Source organism: Niallia sp. (genome assembly GCF_031978665.1).
In the GTDB taxonomy this organism is placed as follows: domain Bacteria; phylum Bacillota; class Bacilli; order Bacillales; family Cytobacillaceae; genus Niallia.
On record NZ_DALZDK010000036.1, the window covers coordinates 39,822 to 58,785 of the forward strand.

Genomic DNA, 18,964 nt, shown 5'->3' on the forward strand with positions numbered 1-18,964 from the left:
GCCTGATTTGGAGCATATGCAGGAGATAGAGGAAGAAATACAGACGGATGAGCTGAAGAGTCCAGAAAGTGTCGTCAGTTTATTAAATGTTGACCCAATTGAATTTGAGTTTGGATATGGCCTCATTCCACTTGCAGATGCCAATCAAGGTGGAGACCTATTAGATCGAGTTGTCATGATTAGAAGACAACTCGCGATAGAATTAGGACTCGTTATTCCTGTTGTCCGCATAAGAGATAATATTCAATTGCAACCAAATGAATATCGGTTAAAAATAAAAGGAAATGAGCGCGCGCGAGGAGAGCTATTGCTCGATCATTATCTTGCGATGAGTCCTGGAATGGATGATGATTCCATTGAAGGGATTGATACAATCGAGCCGTCTTTTGGATTGCCAGCTAAATGGATAACAGAAAGTACAAAGGAACAAGCAGAAATATTTGGTTATACAGTAGTAGATCCGCCATCTGTCGTATCCACCCATATAACTGAAGTTATTAAGGCAAATGCCTATGAATTATTAGGTAGACAAGAGACGAAGCAATTAGTTGACCATGTGAAGGAAAGCTATCCGATTTTAATTGAGGAAGTTACACCTAGTCCTTTGTCCATTGGAGAAATCCAGAAGGTTCTAGCAAAATTACTAAGAGAAAATGTATCGATCCGCAATTTGCCAGTGATTTTTGAAACCTTGGCTGATTTTGGAAAAATGACGTCTGATACAGATCTATTGGTTGAGTATGTAAGACAATCATTAGCACGTCAAATAACGAATCAATACACAAATCAAAATGATTCACTTAAGGTTGTAACTTTGTCAGGGAAAGTGGAAAAACTAATAGTGGATAATATTCAACAAACAGAGCATGGAAACTTTTTGGCGCTGGATCCAGGCATTTCCCAGTCTATTCTAGAGAATATTGCAGGACAAATAGAACAACTATCTATAATGGAGCAGCTGCCAATTCTCTTATGTTCGCCAGCTGTTCGAATGTATGTAAGACAATTGACTGAACGCTATTTTCCACAAGTTCCAGTATTATCGTACAATGAATTAGAAGCAAATGTGGAAGTTCAAAGTGTGGGAGTTGTGAATATCGAATGAAAATACAAAAATATATAGCACGGGATATGCCAGAAGCAATGAAAAGAATCCGAGCAGAATTGGGAAATGATGCCGTCATTCTTCATTCTAAAGTAATCTATACCGGGGGATTCTTAGGACTTTTCAAAAAAAGAAATATTGAAGTACTTGCTGCGATTGATCCAAGTATTTCTGATATGCCAATCCCACAACAAACAAAAAAACGTGAAGTGCGCAATCCGGTTTTAATAAAAGAACCAACTTCTAATACGAAATCGTTTGATCACGGAAGTACAACTCGTTCCATGGAAGGAAAAAGAGTTTCAGATATTCCGGATATAGTAAAGCAACTAGAGGAAATTAATCAAAATGTACAAGCGTTTGGAGATATCAGCAGCAACGTCTCCTTTTCCATTCCAAGCCCAATAAAAAAAGTGATAAAGCAGTTAGAGAAACATGAAATAGATGAAGCGATTAAAGCTAAAATGGTGAAGGAGCTTGTTGCTAAATGGTATGCTGCAGGCGAAAATGCTGTAGATGAAGACGTTTTTAAGTGGGCACAGCAGCTTCTTTTAACAGAGATTTCCCCCTATTCCTTTGGAGAAATCTCTTTATCCAAAAAATATCTTAATGTAATTGGTCCTACAGGTGTTGGGAAAACAACCACTTTGGCTAAAATTGCAGCTAATATTATTTTAAAGCAGCAAAAAACGGTAGGGTTTATTACAACAGATACATATAGAATTGGAGCAATCGAACAGCTCAAAACGTATGCGACTATTTTAGATGTTCCGCTTGAGGTTTGCTATTCTATGGAAGACTTTGAGCAGGCAACAAAAAAACTCGAGAATTGCGATGTTATTTTAATTGATACTGCAGGTAGAAATTTCCGGAATAAAAAATATGTTGAAGATTTAATGCAAGTGGTCGATTATAAAAGAGAAATGGAAACGTTGCTCGTTCTATCGTTGACGGCAAAGCAAAAGGATTTAGAAGAAATATATCAACAATTTTCGGCGATTGAAATCGACTCATTTGTGTTTACGAAATTAGACGAAACGTCTTCTTATGGAGCAATGATCAATTTAATCGTTTCATGCAAAAAAGGTGTTGCCTATATTACGACAGGTCAGAATGTTCCTGACGATATTGTTCCAGCAACGCCACTAGAGCTGGTAAATAAAATAATTGAGGTAGATTAAGAATGACAGATCAGGCTTCTATCTTAAGAAAAAAAATTGAACAATTGAATTTGAATCGCAAAAGTCAATCGAATCATAAAACGTTGGCGATTATAAGTGGAAAAGGTGGCGTTGGAAAATCGAATTTTTCCCTTAATTTTGCCCTAACTTTACAAAAGCGAGGCTACCGTACCTTGCTAATTGATATGGATATAGGAATGGGGAATATTGATATTTTGATGGGGACCCAATCTCGGTTTACGATCGTTGATTTTTTTAGGAATGAGATTGGGTTTGAGCATATTATCACGAAAGGCTACGGCGGATTAGATTATATAGCAGGTGGTTCTGGGCTCAGTGATTTTGTTGATATCGAGGATGGGAAGCTAGAAAGCTTTTTTCAGCATTTTCACGCCATGTTGAGTCAATACGATTATATTTTGCTTGACATGGGAGCGGGAATTAGTACAGATTCTTTGAAATTTATATTGTCTGTCGATGATTGTATTGTCATCACAACACCTGAACCTACTTCTATAACAGATGCCTATGCAGCAATGAAATTTATCCATACAAGGAATGCTATCCTCCCATTATATCTTGTCGTTAATCGAACAATAACGAAAAAGGACGGTGTGGAGACATTACAAAAACTCCGCCAAGTGGTAAAACAATTTCTACATCGGGATCTTATTAACTTAGGATATATACCAGATGATTCTAATGTCGCACAGGCTGTAAGAAGCCAAATTCCTTTCGTCTTTTTTAATGAAAAATCGGAAGCAGCTAAAGCTTTGAGTGAAATAGCCGATAGATATGGTAAACAACAGTTTACAGAATCTTATCCAGATAATAGACACTCTTTTGTGTCAAAATTAAAAAGGTTTTTGTTTGAAAGGTAGTTGGGTTTATAGTGGAGAAAATAAAGGTTCTCGTTGTAGACGATTCTGCATTTATGCGTAAGCTAATCACTGATTTTCTCTCTGAAGACGCGAGAATAACGGTTGTTGGTACAGCTAGAAATGGTGAAGATGGCATTAAGAAAATTAAGGAATTAACGCCTGATGTGGTAACACTTGATGTCGAAATGCCAGTCTTAGATGGATTAAGTGCTTTAAAGAGAATCATGATGGAACATCCTATACCAGTTCTTATGCTGTCAAGTACGACAAAGGTAGGGGCAGAGAATACCATTCAGGCAATGGAGGCAGGAGCAATTGACTTTATTACAAAGCCTTCTGGATCCATTTCCCTCGATTTATATAAAGTAAAGCAGGAATTGGTAGAAAAAGTTATCTTGGCAAGTACGGTAAAGCCCAAAACATTAATTAATCTTTCAAGTGAAGGAAAAAAGACTACTCCTTCACAATCTTCTTATAGTAAAATAGAACCAAGCGAAGAGGGAGATATAATAGTTCAAAAGATTGGTTTTTCTAAGAGTTGGATGCAATCCATGAGGAAAGTCGTGGTGATTGGGACATCTACGGGGGGGCCCAGGGCATTACAGAAGGTTTTAACTAATTTACCAAGTGATATAGATGCACCGATTTTAATCGTTCAGCATATGCCAGCAGGATTTACCCGTTCCCTTGCAAATCGTCTTAATACATTATCAGCGATTACGGTAAAAGAGGCCGAGCATGGTGAAATTATCCGTAATGGAGTTGCCTATATCGCTCCAGGAGGCCAGCATTTAAAGGTGAAGACAATTGGTGCCCATCTAGTGATTGATTTGGACGAAGCAGCTCCGCTAAATGGTCATAGGCCATCTGTTGATATCATGTTTGAGTCTGTTAGTGAATTGAAAGCCTATGCGAAAATTGCGGTTATTATGACTGGCATGGGTTCTGATGGGACAGATGGATTAAAGAAATTAGCAATACAGGGCAATGTAAAGGCTATAGCTGAGTCGCAAGAAACATGTATAGTTTTCGGAATGCCTAAAACAGCTATTGCCACGAATTATATAGATGAAATTCAAAAGGTAGATCATATTGCTGAAACTATAATGAAATATGTATAACGTCAAGGGATGTGAAGCAAGTGGAAATGAGTCAGTATTTAGAAGTTTTTATTGAAGAGAGCAAAGAACATTTACAAGCATGTAACGAACATTTATTAGAATTGGAAAAAGATCCAGAAAATTTACAAATAGTAAATGAGATTTTCCGGGCAGCCCATACTTTAAAAGGGATGTCAGCTACGATGGGATATGAGGATTTAGCTAGTTTAACCCATCAAATGGAAAATGTCCTTGATGCTATAAGAAATAAGAAAATTGTTTTTTCTCCTGAAATATTGGATGTCATTTTCTTAGCTGTTGATGATCTTGATGCGATGGTAGAATCAATTGCTAGTGGTGGAGATGGAAAAAGAAATGTAGAAGAAGTTGTTGAAAAGCTTGTACAAATCGAAAAAGGCATTCCGCTAAACCAAAAGAATACAGCAGAGGCTGAGGTAGCCGTTGCGGCAACGGAGAAAGCTCCGTCAAGAGAAAACCAGTATGATCAATTTGAAACGACTGTATTACAGCAATCAGCTGATCAAGGATTTTTCACATATGAAATTGATATTACTCTAAAAAGTGACTGTTTATTAAAAGCTGCAAGAGTATATATGATTTTCGAAGCTTTCGAAACTTTAGGAGAAGTCGTTAAATCGATTCCCCCAGTGGAAGAGCTAGAAGAAGAAAAATTCGACTATGATTTTATGGTAACTCTCATCTCAAAAGAGGCAGCTAATACAGTAGAAGCAGCTATCATGAAAGTTTCAGAAGTAGAAAAGGTAGAAGTAAGAGAATTTTTTGCGAATAGTCAATCCGTAAAGGAAATCGAACCATCTGTTATTGCTAGTTCTATTGTGGAAACAGAACAGGAAGAAACGATAACATCTGTTTCAGAAAATGTTGCACCGACAGAAAATAAACAAGCAGAGAAACAAACAACAACTAAAGTATCGAATAAGACAATCCGTGTTAATATTGAGCGCTTAGATATTCTCATGAATTTATTTGAGGAGCTTGTTATCGATAGAGGAAGACTAGAACAAATATCCTCTACTCTTAAAGATCAAGAGCTACATGAGACAGTGGAGAGAATGTCAAGAATCACTGGAGATCTTCAAAACATTATCTTAACGATGCGTATGGTTCCTGTTGAGACTGTCTTTAATCGTTTCCCAAGAATGGTTAGACAGCTTGCCCGCGATTTAAATAAGAAAATTGACTTGCAAATAGTTGGTGCAGAAACAGAGCTTGATCGTACAGTTATTGATGAAATTGGTGATCCATTGGTTCATTTAATTCGAAATGCGTTGGACCATGGAGTGGAAACACCAGAAGTAAGAAGAGCAAATAATAAAAATGAAGAAGGAACAGTCGTTCTTCGTGCATATCATAGCGGTAATCATGTGTTTATTGAGCTTGAAGATGATGGAGCTGGAATTAATAAAGAGAAAGTTCTTTCTAAAGCAATAAATAAAGGAATTGTATCAAAAGAAACAGCTAAAACATTAACGGATTCTCAAATTGCTGAACTTATTTTTGCATCTGGTTTTTCTACAGCAGACCAAATTTCTGATATTTCAGGACGCGGGGTAGGACTTGATGTTGTGAAGAATACGATTGAATCCCTAGGTGGTTCGATAACAATCGAATCAGAGGAAGGAAAAGGATCGCTATTCTCTATCCAATTACCGTTAACCTTATCGATTATTTCTGTTATGTTAGTAGAAATACAAGCAGAAAAGTATGCTATACCATTATCATCTATTATTGAGACAGCCATTGTTAATAAAAAGGATGTTATGCATGCTCATAATCAGACAGTGATTGATTTCCGTGGCAAAGTGGTACCATTATTATTCTTAAAAGATATCTTCGATGTTCCATCAACAGGGGTGGAAAGTGACTATTATTCTGTTGTAATCGTAAGAAAAGGAGATAAACTTGCAGGTCTTGTCGTGGATGGATTTATTGGACAGCAAGAAGTTGTATTAAAGTCACTAGGCACTTACCTTTCAAGTGCATATGCAATATCTGGAGCAACCATCTTAGGAGATGGTCAAGTAGCGTTAATTATGGATTGTAATGCTTTAATTAAATAATTCTTGCATAAAAGATAAACAGATTTTTGCGCAAGTATTTTTTGCCTAGGAAACAGCCTTTGTTAAGTCGAAGCCCTATCGACTAAAAAATAGATCTGTGAAATGTTTATGCTATAAGCGAATGGAAGCAATACTCCAAGGTCGATAAATACTTTTGCGCTTTCTGTATGCAGGTAGGTTAATTTGAGAGGGATGAAAAGGAAATGAGCGATACAGTTTCAACAGAAGAAAAGTTAATAATATTTGAATTGAAAGGGAAGGAATATGCTATTTCTGTCAATGAAGTCATGTCTATTGAGAAAAATATGCATATTACTAGAATTCCAAATATTGCTCCTTTTGTTAAAGGTGTGATTAATTTAAGAGGAGTAGTTACTCCTATCATCGATTTACGACGCCGATTTAATTTGGAAGAAATTCCTTACACAGAAAGCACAAGAATCATCATTATTATGTTAGAAGATATGGAAGTAGGGATTATTGTTGATTCTGCTAATGATGTAGTAGATGTCGATACTTCTCTATATGAGCCTGCTCCAGAAACAATTAGTGGGGATGAAGTTGATTATATTAAAGGTGTAGTAAAGCTTGATAAACGGTTACTTATTCTTGTGGATTTAGAAAAAGTGTTTGATCGAACTATTTTAAGAAATTATTCCAATAGTAAAAGTGATGAGTAAGTATGGGGTATCTTCATGAAATAGATTCCATAAAGCTAGATGTTTTAAGAGAAATTGGCAATATCGGGGCAGGACATGCGGCAACTTCTTTATCGAAGCTTCTTAATAAAAAGATTGATATGAAGGTGCCGGATGTTCAAATTGTAACGTTTGATGAAATGATGGAAATGGTAGGCGGTGCTGATAATATTGTTGCAGGAGTTTTCTTAAGAATAGAAGGAGATGTTCCAGGAAGTATGTTTTTTATTCTTCCTATTGAGCAAGCTACTAATTTTGTACAAGATATGATTGGAGATACTTCTGTTAATTTAGCGCCGCCCTATGATGAGTTATCGATTTCTGCTTTGCAAGAATTAGGAAATATTTTATCTGGTTCTTATTTATCCTCCTTATCTGACTTTACGCAGTTGTCTTTGTATCCATCCGTACCAGCGCTCGCAATTGATATGGTTGGCGCGATTGTTACATATGGATTAGTCGAACATTCACAAGTAAGTGATTATGCGATTGTCATCAATACCGAATTAAAGGGAGAAGAAATTAAGGTATCTAATACTGTCAATGGTCATTTCTTTTTGTTGCCTGATCCAGACTCTTTTAGCCCATTATTTCAGTCATTAGGAGTGAAAGATGGTGACTGAACAAATTACAGTAATAAAAGTTGGAATTGCTGATATGAATGTGGTGCGAGCGCCTAACACGATTCGAACTTCTGGGCTTGGTTCATGTGTCGGCATCGTTTTATACAGTCCAATGAAACCAATTGCTGGCTTAGCACATATTATGCTTCCAGAGGCATGCATATCCAAGTCTGGAGTTGTAAACAAGGCGAAATTTGCGGATACAGCGATTCATGAATTAGTAGAGCGTTTAGAGGGATTAGGGGTAAAGAAAAACACACTACTAGCAAAAATTGCCGGGGGAGCACAAATGTTTCAGTTTAATGGGACAAGCGATATTATGAGGATTGGTCCTCGCAACGTTGAAGCGGTTAAAAATACACTACAAGCATTAAGAATAAAATTAATTAGCGAAGATGTAGGCGGAAATAGCGGTAGAACGATTGAATTTTCTCCAGCAACCAATCAACTAACCATTCGCACGGTGAATAGAGGGACTCATATTATTTAAGCCTTTGATCAACAAAGCATATATTTAAAAGAAAAATAAGACTGTCTCTAATAAAAAGAAATCCTTTATACAATAGGATAGATTCTTTTATTAAGAGCTAGTCTTTTTTTGCAATTTTTTTAAGGATAAAACCTTGATAGTGAGTCATTATACCTATTTTTAATAGTGGTACTAGAAAGAATAGATAAAAAATCACGTCTTCTGCTAAAATCAATAGTGAAATATATACATAAAAAAGGGTGCTAGATTTTTCTTACCTACGATTCTTCTTTTTGCTGAATGGATAGGAATGTAAATGATAAAAATAAAGAAGCACAAATAGAGAGAAAATGTGATGAATTAGTTCATGTAAGTAGACTAGGTTATTTACATGGCTTTAAAAACGAACGAAAAACAATAGGAATAGTTTATTCATTTAATTTTGAATAATTTATGGACCGATTACAGAAATGTAGATTTTTTTGCAGAAAAAAGGGGATATAGATAATTAAAACATATATCCTAATTAGCCTTTTATGTTTATAGACAGAAATAGTTTCAATATGAGTTTTATGTTCATTGTTTTTAGAGGAGGGTATTTAATGGCCAATGAGTCAACAACAGAAGAAAAACAAGCTTGGAAAATGTGGATTAGTACGAGAGATCAAGAGGCAGGAAATCAATTAATTAAGAAATACATGCCTTTAGTCAGTTTCCATGTGCAAAGAATTTCAGTCGGATTACCAAAAAGTGTTTCCCGAGATGAACTGACTAGTCTTGGCATGATGGGCTTATATGATGCTTTACAACGATTTGATCCAAACAGAGACTTAAAGTTTGATACATATGCATCTTTTCGAATTAGAGGAAGTATAATTGATGGTCTACGTAAAGAAGATTGGTTATCAAGGGGAACAAGGGAAAAGTCGAAAAAAATTGAGGCTGTGATTGAAAAGCTGGAACAAAAATTAATGAGAAATATTACGGTTCAAGAAATTGCTGATGAGTTAGAAACTAGCGTGGAAGAAGTATATGCAACGATGAATGAACACTTCTTTGCTAATATCCTTTCTATTGATGAGCAAATGAATGAGAGTGAAGAGAAAGAGGCACAAAGCTTTTCGATTCGGGATGATAAAACCATAATTCCAGAGGAAAAAGTAGTAAAGGATGAATTAGTTCAAGAAATGGCAGATAAAATTAAGGAGCTTAATGATAAAGAACAGCTTGTAATTAGTTTGTTTTATAAAGAGGAATTAACCTTAACGGAAATTGGGCAAGTGATGAATTTATCCACCTCAAGAATATCGCAGATTCATTCAAAAGCTATCTTTAAATTAAGGCATTCTTTAGAAAAAGTAATCTAATAAATGAGAAAATGGGTGAACGCACATGAGTTTAAAAGCAATAGAAATGCAAGTTGCCTTACCGAGAACTTATGATGCAGGAAAGCTTCAGGAACAGCAGGATCAAAAACATCAGCAAATGTATGCATTCGCTTCACAAGAAGCAGGGAAAGAACAAGAAAGAAAAAGAACGACGGTTATAAAGGGAGAAGGGAAGGGAAAAGTTACGTCTAATAAAAAAAGAGACAAACATATCGAACGAAGGAATGAACTTGAGGAAGAATTGGATGAAATAGAGAGAAAACAAACGATACACCCATATAAAGGAAAAAGTATCGACTTTAGTGGATAGAGGGATGAAATGGTTAACTTTTTACTTTTTGTAAGTATTACATTAAATTTAATTGCGATACTTTGTATTGTGATTTTGTACCTAAGGCAAAATCGGTTTGTAGACATGGAAAAAGAACAGAAAAAGAATATAGAGGAAATGGAAGAGGTAATTGCCACTTTTATTACAGAAATAAAAGAGGAAAATGAACAGTTTTTGGATAAGCTCTATTCGTTTCAACCAAAAGAGAATAGTCATCAAAATTTGAAAGAGAAAAAGGGCGAGGATAAGACGGCGGACGTCGAATTTAGACCAAAGGATTTAATAGGGAATAAAGCGATGCTAAACGTTTATAAAAATGCTGCCCCGTCTGGACAAGAAATAGGCAAAAAAGAAGATCAGCTGGAGAAGGAAGAGGTGGACGAGCTGTTGAATTTAATTCTTCCACCTGAGAAAGAGCCGAAGGAAAAATCAATGGTGGAAATAGCCGCTGAAATGCAGGCTGACGGAAAAAGCATCGATGAAATAGCGAAAGCGTTAAATAAAGGGAAGACTGAAATGGAGCTACTTCTTAAATTTAGACAAAATTCGTAAATATACTTGATTGTATGTAGTACATATGCTATATTAACAAATGGTGTTAATACACACGCTTTTGGATTTAATCAATGGTGCTGTATTATTTACAGTTTTGATTAAAAATGAAAAAAGCGGAGGAAATCAAAACCATTAGGAGGAAAAAAACATGTCAGTTATTTCAATGAAACAATTACTTGAAGCTGGTGTACATTTCGGTCACCAAACACGCCGTTGGAACCCAAAAATGAAAAAATATATTTTCACAGAGCGTAACGGCATCTACATCATCGACCTTCAAAAAACAGTTAAAAAGGTTGAAGAAGCTTATAACTATGTGAAAGAATTAGCTGGAAACGGCGGTACAGTTCTTTTCGTTGGTACGAAAAAGCAAGCACAAGATTCAGTTAAAGAGGAAGCTATCCGTTCTGGTCAATACTATGTAAACCAACGCTGGTTAGGTGGAACTTTAACTAACTTTGAAACTATTCAAAAACGTATTGCTCGTCTTAAAGATATCGAAAGAATGTCTGAAGACGGTACATTTGAAGTACTTCCTAAAAAAGAAGTAGTTCAATTAAACAAAGAGCTTGAGCGTTTAGAAAAATTCTTAGGCGGAATTAAAGATATGAAGAAAATTCCTGACTGCTTATTCATCGTAGATCCACGTAAAGAACGTATTGCAGTTGCAGAAGCTCATAAATTAAACATTCCAATCGTTGGTATTGTTGATACTAACTGTGATCCAGACGAAATTGATGTTGTTATTCCTGCGAATGATGATGCAATCCGTGCTGTTAAATTATTAACTGCAAAAATGGCAGATGCTATTCTTGAAGCTAAACAAGGCGAAGAAGTAACTTCTGCTTAAATTAGAACCGAATGACTTGTTATACGAATTAGTTTAGGAACATTAGATAAACTTAATGGATAATAAGTATTTGTTTAGGGACTTGTGGAAAAGGTGATAAAGAGCATCCCTCTTATCACCTTTTTTTCAAGCATCCTGCTTAAAAGTGAAATAAAATGGTTAAAAAAATAATACATAAACCTTAAGGAGGCAAATTACTATGGCTGTTACAGCTCAAATGGTAAAAGAACTACGTGAAAAAACTGGTGCTGGAATGATGGATTGTAAAAAAGCACTTACTGAAACTAATGGAGATTTAGATAAAGCAATTGATTTCTTACGTGAAAAAGGAATTGCAAGTGCTGCTAAGAAAGCGGACCGTGTAGCTGCTGAAGGTTCAACTTATATCGCGGTAGAAGGTAATGAAGCAGTTATTCTTGAAGTAAACTCTGAAACAGATTTCGTTGCGAAAAACGAAGGTTTCCAAAGCTTAGTTAAAGAACTTGCTGCACATTTATTAGCAACTAAACCTGCTACAGTAGAAGAAGCACATGCTTCTAACATTATAGAAGGTACAACAGTTGAAGCTCATATCAATGCAGCAATTGCTAAAATTGGTGAAAAATTATCTCTTCGTCGTTTTGAAATCAAAACAAAAACAGACAATGATGCATTCGGTGGATACCTTCATATGGGTGGACGCATTGGTGTTCTAACTGTATTAGAAGGAACTACTGATGAGTCAGCTGCTAAAGATGTAGCAATGCATATTGCAGCATTAAACCCTAAATATGTTTCTCGTGACCAAGTTTCTCAAGAAGAAGTGGCACATGAGAAAGAAGTATTAACACAACAAGCTCTTAACGAAGGAAAACCAGCTAATATCGTTGAGAAAATGGTTGAAGGCCGCTTAGGTAAATATTTTGAAGATGTATGTGCACTTGATCAAACATTTGTTAAAAACCCAGATCAAAAGGTTCGTCAATTTGTAGAATCTAAGGGTGCTACTTTACGTGAATTCGTTCGTTACGAAGTTGGAGAAGGAATCGAAAAGCGTGAAGATAACTTTGCTGAAGAAGTTATGAACCAAGTTAACAAGAAATAATAAATGAACGATTAATTGTTTTCATAGGGGGCACCATGGTGTTCCCTATTTTTCAAAATATTACATATTAAGCGGAGGTTTCCATGAGTAATCCAAAATATAAACGTGTTGTTCTGAAATTAAGTGGGGAAGCATTAGCTGGTGAAGCTGGATTTGGTATCAATCCAAGCGTTATCAAAAACGTAGCGCAGCAAGTGAAGGAAGTTGCAGATCTTGGTGTAGAAGCGGCTGTAGTAGTTGGCGGCGGAAATATTTGGCGCGGTAAAATTGGGGAAGAAATGGGAATGGACCGTGCAAACGCTGATTACATGGGAATGCTTGCTACTGTAATGAATTCATTGGCACTGCAAGATAGTTTGGAGCAAATGGGCATTGAAACACGTGTACAATCTTCTATCGAAATGAGACAGGTAGCAGAGCCATATATTAGAAGACGTGCAATTCGACATCTTGAGAAGAAACGTGTTGTGATTTTTGCAGCAGGAACTGGGAACCCTTATTTCTCAACAGATACAACAGCTGCCCTAAGAGCTGCTGAAATAGAAGCAGACGTTATTTTAATGGCGAAAAATAATGTGGATGGTGTATATTCAGCAGATCCGAAAGTGGATAAAACTGCAACGAAATATGAAGAGCTTACTTATTTCGATGTTATTAAAGATGGCCTTGCTGTAATGGATTCAACTGCTTCATCATTATGTATGGATAATGACATTCCGTTAATCGTGTTCTCCATTATGGAAAACGGCAATATTAAGAGAGCTGTAATGGGTGAAACAATTGGAACAATCGTGAGGGGGAAAAATAATGCCTAAACAAGTTATCGCTAATACAAAGGAAAAAATGAATAAAGCGATTCAGAGTTATTCACGTGAGCTTGCGAGTATCCGTGCTGGTAGAGCTAACGCTTCCCTTTTAGACCGAATCACAGTAGATTATTATGGTGCGCCAACACCGATCAACCAAATTGCTGGTATCAGTGTTCCGGAAGCTAGATTGCTTGTTATTCAACCATATGATAAAACGATTCTTGGGGATATAGAAAAAGCAATTCTTAAATCTGATATTGGTTTAAATCCTTCAAATGATGGTAGTGTTATCCGTCTTTCTATTCCAATGCTAACAGAAGAGCGTCGTAAGGAATTAGTGAAAAACGTGAAAAAAGAATCCGAAGAAGCGAAAATTGCTATTCGTAATATTCGTAGAGACGGAAATGACGATCTGAAGAAATTAGAGAAAAACGGAGATATCACAGAAGACGCGCTTCGCGGCTATAATGATGATATTCAAAAATTAACAGATGAATTCATCAGCAAAGTTGATGCATTAACGAAAGAGAAAGAAAAAGAAATTTTAGAAGTATAATCCTTTTTCTTGTCTGTTTAGGATGAATAGCTGTCTCTCTAAGATAAGTTTATAGGAATGAAACCCTCTACTTTTTTATAGGGGGTTTTTTCTTCATCTAATTAAAAGGCTGTTTTCTAAAAGGTTGTTGTTGCTTTTTTAATAGAAAAAATCAATTAATGAGAAGAACGGATCAGCCTGAATACACGTAGACGCCACAGGGTTTAGCGAGAAAGGTGAGTCCCCATTAGTGATGCCCGAGGAGGCTTAAGCGTAGCCCCTGGAAAGCGAATTGTATTCAGGCTGCGGCTCATAGTAACAGATTTTACGAAAACAGCCAATTAACAATAGAAGCAAAAAAATGTCCAAAATATTAATTCTTTGTCCTTAAAACAGTCAAAACTAGCTAGTTTTTTAATTGGTAGTTGCTTAAGCTGACTATTTTCCTATAATATAGAAAGGGAACTTATTGTGTTATCCTATTATTGGATAAATTTATTGGACAAAAAGAAATTAATAGAAAAGTCGATCCTTATAATTGTTATTTTAAGGCAATATCGTTATCATGATTATTCTAAGCATAATCGTTTAGTAGGGAATATAAACAGATACAGGTATTGTGTGTACTGTATACATATACTCACTGTTAATAGTAGGATACGAAAGGGATCTATTTTTGGAGGAGCTATTTTATGTTTAACAAAATAAGGTTATGGAAGAAGAAACCTGTTTCTTCAAATCTCCAAGACCGTATAACAGCACTTAAAATGCGGAAAATTCCAGAGCATGTTGCGATTATCATGGATGGAAATGGACGCTGGGCAAAAAAAAGAACATTGCCTAGAATTGCCGGCCATCATGAAGGCATGAAATGTGTGAAGCGCATTACAACAATCGCAAATGATCTTGGAATTAAAGTGTTAACTTTATATGCTTTTTCCACAGAAAATTGGAAAAGGCCGAAATCGGAAGTAGATTATATTATGTCCCTTCCAGAACAATTTCTTGGTACATTTTTGCCGGAATTAATTGAAAAAAATGTTCGCGTAACAGCTATTGGTTATACAGAAGGATTGCCAGAGTCTACACTTAATGCCTTAAATCGTGCTGTGGAACAAACAAAGCATAATACAGGTCTTCATTTAAACTTCGCCTTAAACTATGGTTCCCGAGCAGAAATTATAGATGCTGTTAAAGGTGTTGTAAAAGACAGTCAATCGGGAAAAATAGAGATAGAAAACATATCAGAAGAAATGTTTTCCTCTTATTTAATGACAGGAGAGACAATCGAGCCTGATTTATTAATTCGGACAAGTGGGGAAATTAGAATAAGCAATTTTATGCTATGGCAAATAGCGTATTCCGAGCTTTATTTTACCGATGTATTATGGCCTGATTTTAGTGAACAGCATTTAATCGAAGCAATCGAAGAATTTCAAAACAGACAACGTCGTTTTGGTGGCGTCTGAAGAGAGTTGGTTAAGAGATGAAGCAAAGAATCATTACAGCAATTATTGCAATAGCCGTATTTTTACCGTTCGTTTTAATTGGGAAGCTACCATTAGTGCTTTTTACCTTTTTACTAGTTGGAATTGGTGTATTTGAAATGTTTCGTATGAGAAAAATTCCGTTTTTTTCTATTCCGGGAATCATTTCTTTAATTACCGTATGGATGATTGTACTTCCCAATCATTATCTAACATCTTTAAATATGACAAAAGTAGAAATGGGATTAATCGCTGTATTGTTGTATTTAACGTATATGGTTTTTTCGAAAAATAGATTTACATTTGATGATGTCGCATTTACCATATTAGCTGTTATTTACATAGGAACAGGATTTCATTTCTTCGTTGAAATTAGAGAAACGCATTTAGCGTATCTTATTTATTCATTATTTATCATTTGGGCAACCGATTCTGGTGCATACTTTATTGGCAGAGCAATCGGGAAGCGAAAATTATGGCCAGAAATAAGTCCAAACAAAACAGTGGAAGGTTTTTTCGGAGGAATCATAAGTGCTTTAGTGGTAGGGGTTCTATTTAGTGTGTTTGGCTACATAGAATGGTCTATAGGCTTTGCTTTTACTACCATTATCTTATCTATTTTTGGACAAATTGGGGATTTAACAGAATCGGCGTTAAAGCGTCATTATGATGTGAAGGATTCTGGTAGATTATTGCCAGGACACGGTGGGATTCTCGATCGATTTGATAGTCTTATCTTTGTCTGGCCGCTTCTTTATTTTATCTTTGAACGATTTCTTGATTTAATTTAAAATAAAGAGTAGGAAATATTGGGTGTAGGAGTGAGGTAGTGAAATATATTAGTTTGCTTGGGGCGACTGGATCGATTGGAACACAAACGTTGGATGTTATAAAAAGTCATCCTGACATGTTTCAATTAGTTGCTTTTTCATCAGGAAGAAATATAGAACTTACAAAACAGATTATCCAAGAATTTAGACCATCACTTGTCTCCGTTGCAGAAAAGAGTGATTATGAGCAATTAAAGCAAATCTTTCCGGCCATTCATTTTAGCTATGGAATGGAAGGATTGATTGAGGTGGCTGTTTTCGATAAAACGGACATATTAGTCAATGCAGTAATTGGAAGTGTTGGTCTACATCCAACGCTACAGGCGATTGAAGCGCAAAAAGTTATAGCGATTGCAAATAAGGAAACATTAGTTACAGCAGGGCATATTGTGATGGAAGCTGCTGCAAAATATAATGTACCTGTTTTGCCAGTTGATAGTGAGCATTCGGCTATTTTTCAATGTTTACAAGGGGAAAACCAAAAGAATATTGAACGCCTCATTATTACGGCCTCAGGCGGAAGCTTCCGAGACCTTAGCAGAACTGATTTAGAGCAAGTGACAGTGGCAGATGCTTTAAATCATCCAAACTGGTCAATGGGTGCGAAGATTACGATCGATTCTGCGACAATGATGAATAAAGGTTTGGAAGTAATTGAAGCACACTGGTTATTTGGACTTCCGAATGAGAAAATAGATGTGTTACTACATAAAGAAAGTATCATTCATTCCATGGTAGAATTCCATGATAGCAGTGTGATAGCGCAATTAGGTACACCAGATATGCGCATACCAATCCAATATGCACTTAGTTACCCTGAGCGCCTTCCTGCAGAAAATGGGAAACGATTAGATTTAGCTACTATCGGAAAATTGCATTTTCAGCAAATGGATTTGGTTAGATTTAAATGTCTTGATTTTGCATACGAGGCTGGAAAAGCAGGCGGAACATTACCAACGGTACTAAATGCAGCAAATGAAGTGGCTGTACAAAAGTTTTTAAATAAGGAAATAAGCTTTCTGCAAATCGAAGACTTAATCGAAAAAGCACTAAATAGTCATCAGAATATACTAAACCCTAGTCTTGAAGTGATCCAAGAAATTGACGTAGAAACAAGAAAAAGAGTAAGCACACTTCTATAAAAAGGTGGTTAAATTTTGTATACAGTTATAGCTTTTATCATCATTTTTGGTGCATTAGTTTTTTTTCACGAATTAGGGCATTTCGTATTAGCTAAGCGTGCAGGTATTTTATGTCGTGAATTTGCCATTGGGATGGGACCTAAAGTTCTTTCCTTGAAAAAAGGTGAAACTATTTATACTATTCGTCTTTTGCCAATTGGAGGATATGTACGAATGGCAGGGGAAGACCCTGAGATAGTTAATATTAAACCTGGTCATCGAATCGGCTTAATCCTTAATGAAAAAGAAGAAGTAACCAAAATCATCATTAACAATAAAGAGAAGTATCCAAAAGCACGAGTTATTAATGTGGAAGATGCAGATTTAGAGCACAATCTCTTTATTAAAGGATATGTTGAAGAAGATACAGAAGGAAATCTTCTTGTTTTTCCTGTAAAAAAAGATGCTGTATTTGTTGAAAATGGCATTGAAACACAAATTGCACCATATGACCGTCAGTTTGCAAGTAAGTCGTTAGGTCAACGCACGCTTGCTATTTTTGCAGGTCCTGCGATGAACTTTGTATTGGCTTTCCTTATTTTTATCGTGATTGCGTTATTACAGGGAATCCCTTCTAATGAAGCGAAGCTTGGAAAGTTAACAGATGACGGAGTAGCGATTAGTGCTGGGTTACACGAAGGAGATAAGGTTATAAGTATTGATGGTCAGTCTGTTGAATCATGGAAAGAGGTTGTTTCTATTATTCAAAAGAGCCCTGGGGAAAACATAGAATTCCTTATTGATCGTAATGGACAAGAAATGACAATTGATGTAACACCAAAAGAAACGGAAGTAGATGGGAAAACGATTGGGTTAGTTGGTGTATATAGCCCAATGGAAAAATCACCATTAAAATCTATTCAATATGGAGCAACACAAACCTATACATGGACAAAGGATATAATTGGGGCTGTGGGTAAACTGGTAACAGGCCAATTCTCCATTGATGCACTAGGCGGTCCTGTAGCCATTTACCAATCAACAGATACCGTTGCTCAATCAGGGGTCTATTCTCTAATGAATTGGGCTGCTGTCCTAAGCATAAACTTAGGAATCATGAATTTACTTCCATTGCCAGCATTAGACGGTGGGCGTCTATTATTCTTTGCAATCGAAGCGGTTCGCGGAAAACCAATCGACCGACAAAAAGAAGGATTAGTTCATTTTATAGGCTTCGCCTTACTAATGCTATTGATGATTGTCGTCACTTGGAATGATATCCAACGATTTTTTATACAGTAGGGTACTTTTCATTCCCCTTTTTATAAGGGGAATGTTGTTTTGTGGGGAAAAGCTTAATATAGCTTTTTTTCACAATAGGAGAACAAACACATAAAAATAATAGAGGTGCAAGCATAGATGAAGCAAAGTAAAATGTTAATTCCAACATTAAGAGAAGTACCAGCAGATGCAGATATTAAAAGCCATCAGCTACTATTAAGAGCAGGCTATATTAGACAAAATGCAAGTGGTATCTATTCTTATTTGCCACTAGCAAATAAAGTAATAAAGAAAATTGAACAAATTATTCGTGAGGAAATGGATGCTGCAGGTGGAGTAGAACTTTTAATGCCTGCCTTGCAACAAGCAGAATTATGGCAAGAATCGGGCAGATGGTTTACTTACGGACCAGAATTAATGCGTCTTAAAGATCGCAATAGCCGTGAATTTGCATTAGGTGCAACCCATGAAGAAGTAATCACAAGCTTAGTTCGTGACGAAGTAAAATCCTATAAACGTCTGCCACTTACGCTT

The 18,964-nt window shown here is 36.1% G+C and carries 19 protein-coding genes and 1 pseudogene; all 20 read left to right on the plus strand.

The annotated features are described in order from the left end of the window. Window positions 1-1,105 (plus strand): FHIPEP family type III secretion protein (locus RTL21_RS18250; protein ID WP_312097906.1); only part of this gene is annotated, 1,105 nt, incomplete at its 5' end. Continuing rightward, a complete protein-coding gene (gene flhF, locus RTL21_RS18255) occupies window positions 1,102-2,286 on the plus strand; it encodes a flagellar biosynthesis GTPase FlhF (protein WP_312097908.1) in 1,185 nt (394 codons plus the stop codon). The genes RTL21_RS18250 and flhF, both read left to right, overlap by 4 nt. Window positions 2,287-2,288: 2 nt before the next feature. After that, window positions 2,289-3,167, plus strand: coding sequence for a MinD/ParA family protein (locus RTL21_RS18260; protein ID WP_312097910.1), 879 nt, complete (start codon window positions 2,289-2,291; stop codon window positions 3,165-3,167). Window positions 3,168-3,178: 11 nt separating this feature from the next. After that, window positions 3,179-4,288 carry a protein-glutamate methylesterase/protein-glutamine glutaminase gene (locus RTL21_RS18265; RefSeq protein ID WP_312097912.1) on the plus strand — a complete coding sequence of 370 codons (1,110 nt, stop codon included), beginning with the start codon at window positions 3,179-3,181 and terminating at the stop codon, window positions 4,286-4,288. 20 nt (window positions 4,289-4,308) lie between these two features. Further along, complete coding sequence (locus tag RTL21_RS18270; RefSeq protein ID WP_312097914.1) at window positions 4,309-6,369, plus strand: chemotaxis protein CheW; 2,061 nt, start codon at window positions 4,309-4,311, stop codon at window positions 6,367-6,369. 203 nt (window positions 6,370-6,572) lie between these two features. Beyond that, window positions 6,573-7,049, plus strand: coding sequence for a chemotaxis protein CheW (locus RTL21_RS18275; RefSeq protein WP_312097916.1), 477 nt, complete (start codon window positions 6,573-6,575; stop codon window positions 7,047-7,049). A gap of 2 nt (window positions 7,050-7,051) precedes the next feature. Beyond that, entirely contained in the window at window positions 7,052-7,690 is a 639-nt protein-coding gene (locus RTL21_RS18280) for a chemotaxis protein CheC (RefSeq protein ID WP_312097918.1), read from the plus strand. Continuing rightward, the gene (locus RTL21_RS18285) at window positions 7,683-8,180 is read left to right on the plus strand and encodes a chemotaxis protein CheD (protein WP_312097919.1); all 498 of its coding nucleotides are present in this window, start codon (window positions 7,683-7,685) and stop codon (window positions 8,178-8,180) included. Before RTL21_RS18280 ends, RTL21_RS18285 begins: the two co-directional genes overlap by 8 nt. Before the next feature lie 581 nt (window positions 8,181-8,761). Beyond that, the gene (locus RTL21_RS18290; protein WP_312097920.1) at window positions 8,762-9,526 is read left to right on the plus strand and encodes a FliA/WhiG family RNA polymerase sigma factor; all 765 of its coding nucleotides are present in this window, start codon (window positions 8,762-8,764) and stop codon (window positions 9,524-9,526) included. 25 nt (window positions 9,527-9,551) lie between these two features. Further along, complete coding sequence (locus RTL21_RS18295; protein WP_312097921.1) at window positions 9,552-9,857, plus strand: hypothetical protein; 306 nt, start codon at window positions 9,552-9,554, stop codon at window positions 9,855-9,857. A gap of 9 nt (window positions 9,858-9,866) precedes the next feature. Further along, entirely contained in the window at window positions 9,867-10,430 is a 564-nt protein-coding gene (locus tag RTL21_RS18300) for a hypothetical protein (protein ID WP_312097922.1), read from the plus strand. Between the two features lie 151 nt (window positions 10,431-10,581). Next, window positions 10,582-11,283, plus strand: a complete 702-nt coding sequence (rpsB, locus tag RTL21_RS18305) for a 30S ribosomal protein S2 (protein WP_031534537.1) — start codon at window positions 10,582-10,584, stop codon at window positions 11,281-11,283. Window positions 11,284-11,482: 199 nt separating this feature from the next. Beyond that, entirely contained in the window at window positions 11,483-12,367 is an 885-nt protein-coding gene (gene tsf, locus RTL21_RS18310) for a translation elongation factor Ts (protein WP_312097925.1), read from the plus strand. Window positions 12,368-12,450: 83 nt separating this feature from the next. After that, window positions 12,451-13,182 (plus strand): UMP kinase, encoded by a 732-nt coding sequence (pyrH, locus tag RTL21_RS18315; RefSeq protein WP_312097927.1) that lies wholly within the window; start codon window positions 12,451-12,453, stop codon window positions 13,180-13,182. After that, the gene (gene frr, locus RTL21_RS18320; RefSeq protein ID WP_312097929.1) at window positions 13,175-13,732 is read left to right on the plus strand and encodes a ribosome recycling factor; all 558 of its coding nucleotides are present in this window, start codon (window positions 13,175-13,177) and stop codon (window positions 13,730-13,732) included. The genes pyrH and frr overlap by 8 nt, the downstream gene beginning before the upstream one ends. Before the next feature lie 671 nt (window positions 13,733-14,403). Beyond that, window positions 14,404-15,180: an undecaprenyl pyrophosphate synthase gene (locus tag RTL21_RS18325; RefSeq protein WP_312097931.1), complete on the plus strand. Its 777-nt coding sequence runs from the start codon at window positions 14,404-14,406 to the stop codon at window positions 15,178-15,180. Between the two features lie 17 nt (window positions 15,181-15,197). Next, entirely contained in the window at window positions 15,198-15,989 is a 792-nt protein-coding gene (locus tag RTL21_RS18330) for a phosphatidate cytidylyltransferase (RefSeq protein ID WP_312097933.1), read from the plus strand. 38 nt (window positions 15,990-16,027) lie between these two features. After that, a complete protein-coding gene (locus tag RTL21_RS18335; RefSeq protein WP_312097935.1) occupies window positions 16,028-17,170 on the plus strand; it encodes a 1-deoxy-D-xylulose-5-phosphate reductoisomerase in 1,143 nt (380 codons plus the stop codon). A gap of 15 nt (window positions 17,171-17,185) precedes the next feature. Beyond that, complete coding sequence (rseP, locus tag RTL21_RS18340; RefSeq protein ID WP_312097937.1) at window positions 17,186-18,451, plus strand: RIP metalloprotease RseP; 1,266 nt, start codon at window positions 17,186-17,188, stop codon at window positions 18,449-18,451. Between the two features lie 117 nt (window positions 18,452-18,568). Continuing rightward, a pseudogene (locus tag RTL21_RS18345) lies at window positions 18,569-18,964 on the plus strand (aminoacyl--tRNA ligase-related protein); the annotation flags it as partial.

Coding starts and splice junctions, on each gene's coding strand:
- RTL21_RS18290 (WP_312097920.1), top strand. CDS start 8,762: ATGGCCAATGAGTCAACAACAGAAGAAAAACAAGCTTGGAAAATGTGG.
- flhF (WP_312097908.1), top strand. CDS start 1,102: ATGAAAATACAAAAATATATAGCACGGGATATGCCAGAAGCAATGAAA.
- RTL21_RS18260 (WP_312097910.1), top strand. CDS start 2,289: ATGACAGATCAGGCTTCTATCTTAAGAAAAAAAATTGAACAATTGAAT.
- frr (WP_312097929.1), top strand. CDS start 13,175: ATGCCTAAACAAGTTATCGCTAATACAAAGGAAAAAATGAATAAAGCG.
- RTL21_RS18280 (WP_312097918.1), top strand. CDS start 7,052: ATGGGGTATCTTCATGAAATAGATTCCATAAAGCTAGATGTTTTAAGA.
- tsf (WP_312097925.1), top strand. CDS start 11,483: ATGGCTGTTACAGCTCAAATGGTAAAAGAACTACGTGAAAAAACTGGT.
- rpsB (WP_031534537.1), top strand. CDS start 10,582: ATGTCAGTTATTTCAATGAAACAATTACTTGAAGCTGGTGTACATTTC.
- RTL21_RS18300 (WP_312097922.1), top strand. CDS start 9,867: ATGGTTAACTTTTTACTTTTTGTAAGTATTACATTAAATTTAATTGCG.
- RTL21_RS18295 (WP_312097921.1), top strand. CDS start 9,552: ATGAGTTTAAAAGCAATAGAAATGCAAGTTGCCTTACCGAGAACTTAT.
- RTL21_RS18325 (WP_312097931.1), top strand. CDS start 14,404: ATGTTTAACAAAATAAGGTTATGGAAGAAGAAACCTGTTTCTTCAAAT.
- RTL21_RS18275 (WP_312097916.1), top strand. CDS start 6,573: ATGAGCGATACAGTTTCAACAGAAGAAAAGTTAATAATATTTGAATTG.
- pyrH (WP_312097927.1), top strand. CDS start 12,451: ATGAGTAATCCAAAATATAAACGTGTTGTTCTGAAATTAAGTGGGGAA.
- RTL21_RS18330 (WP_312097933.1), top strand. CDS start 15,198: ATGAAGCAAAGAATCATTACAGCAATTATTGCAATAGCCGTATTTTTA.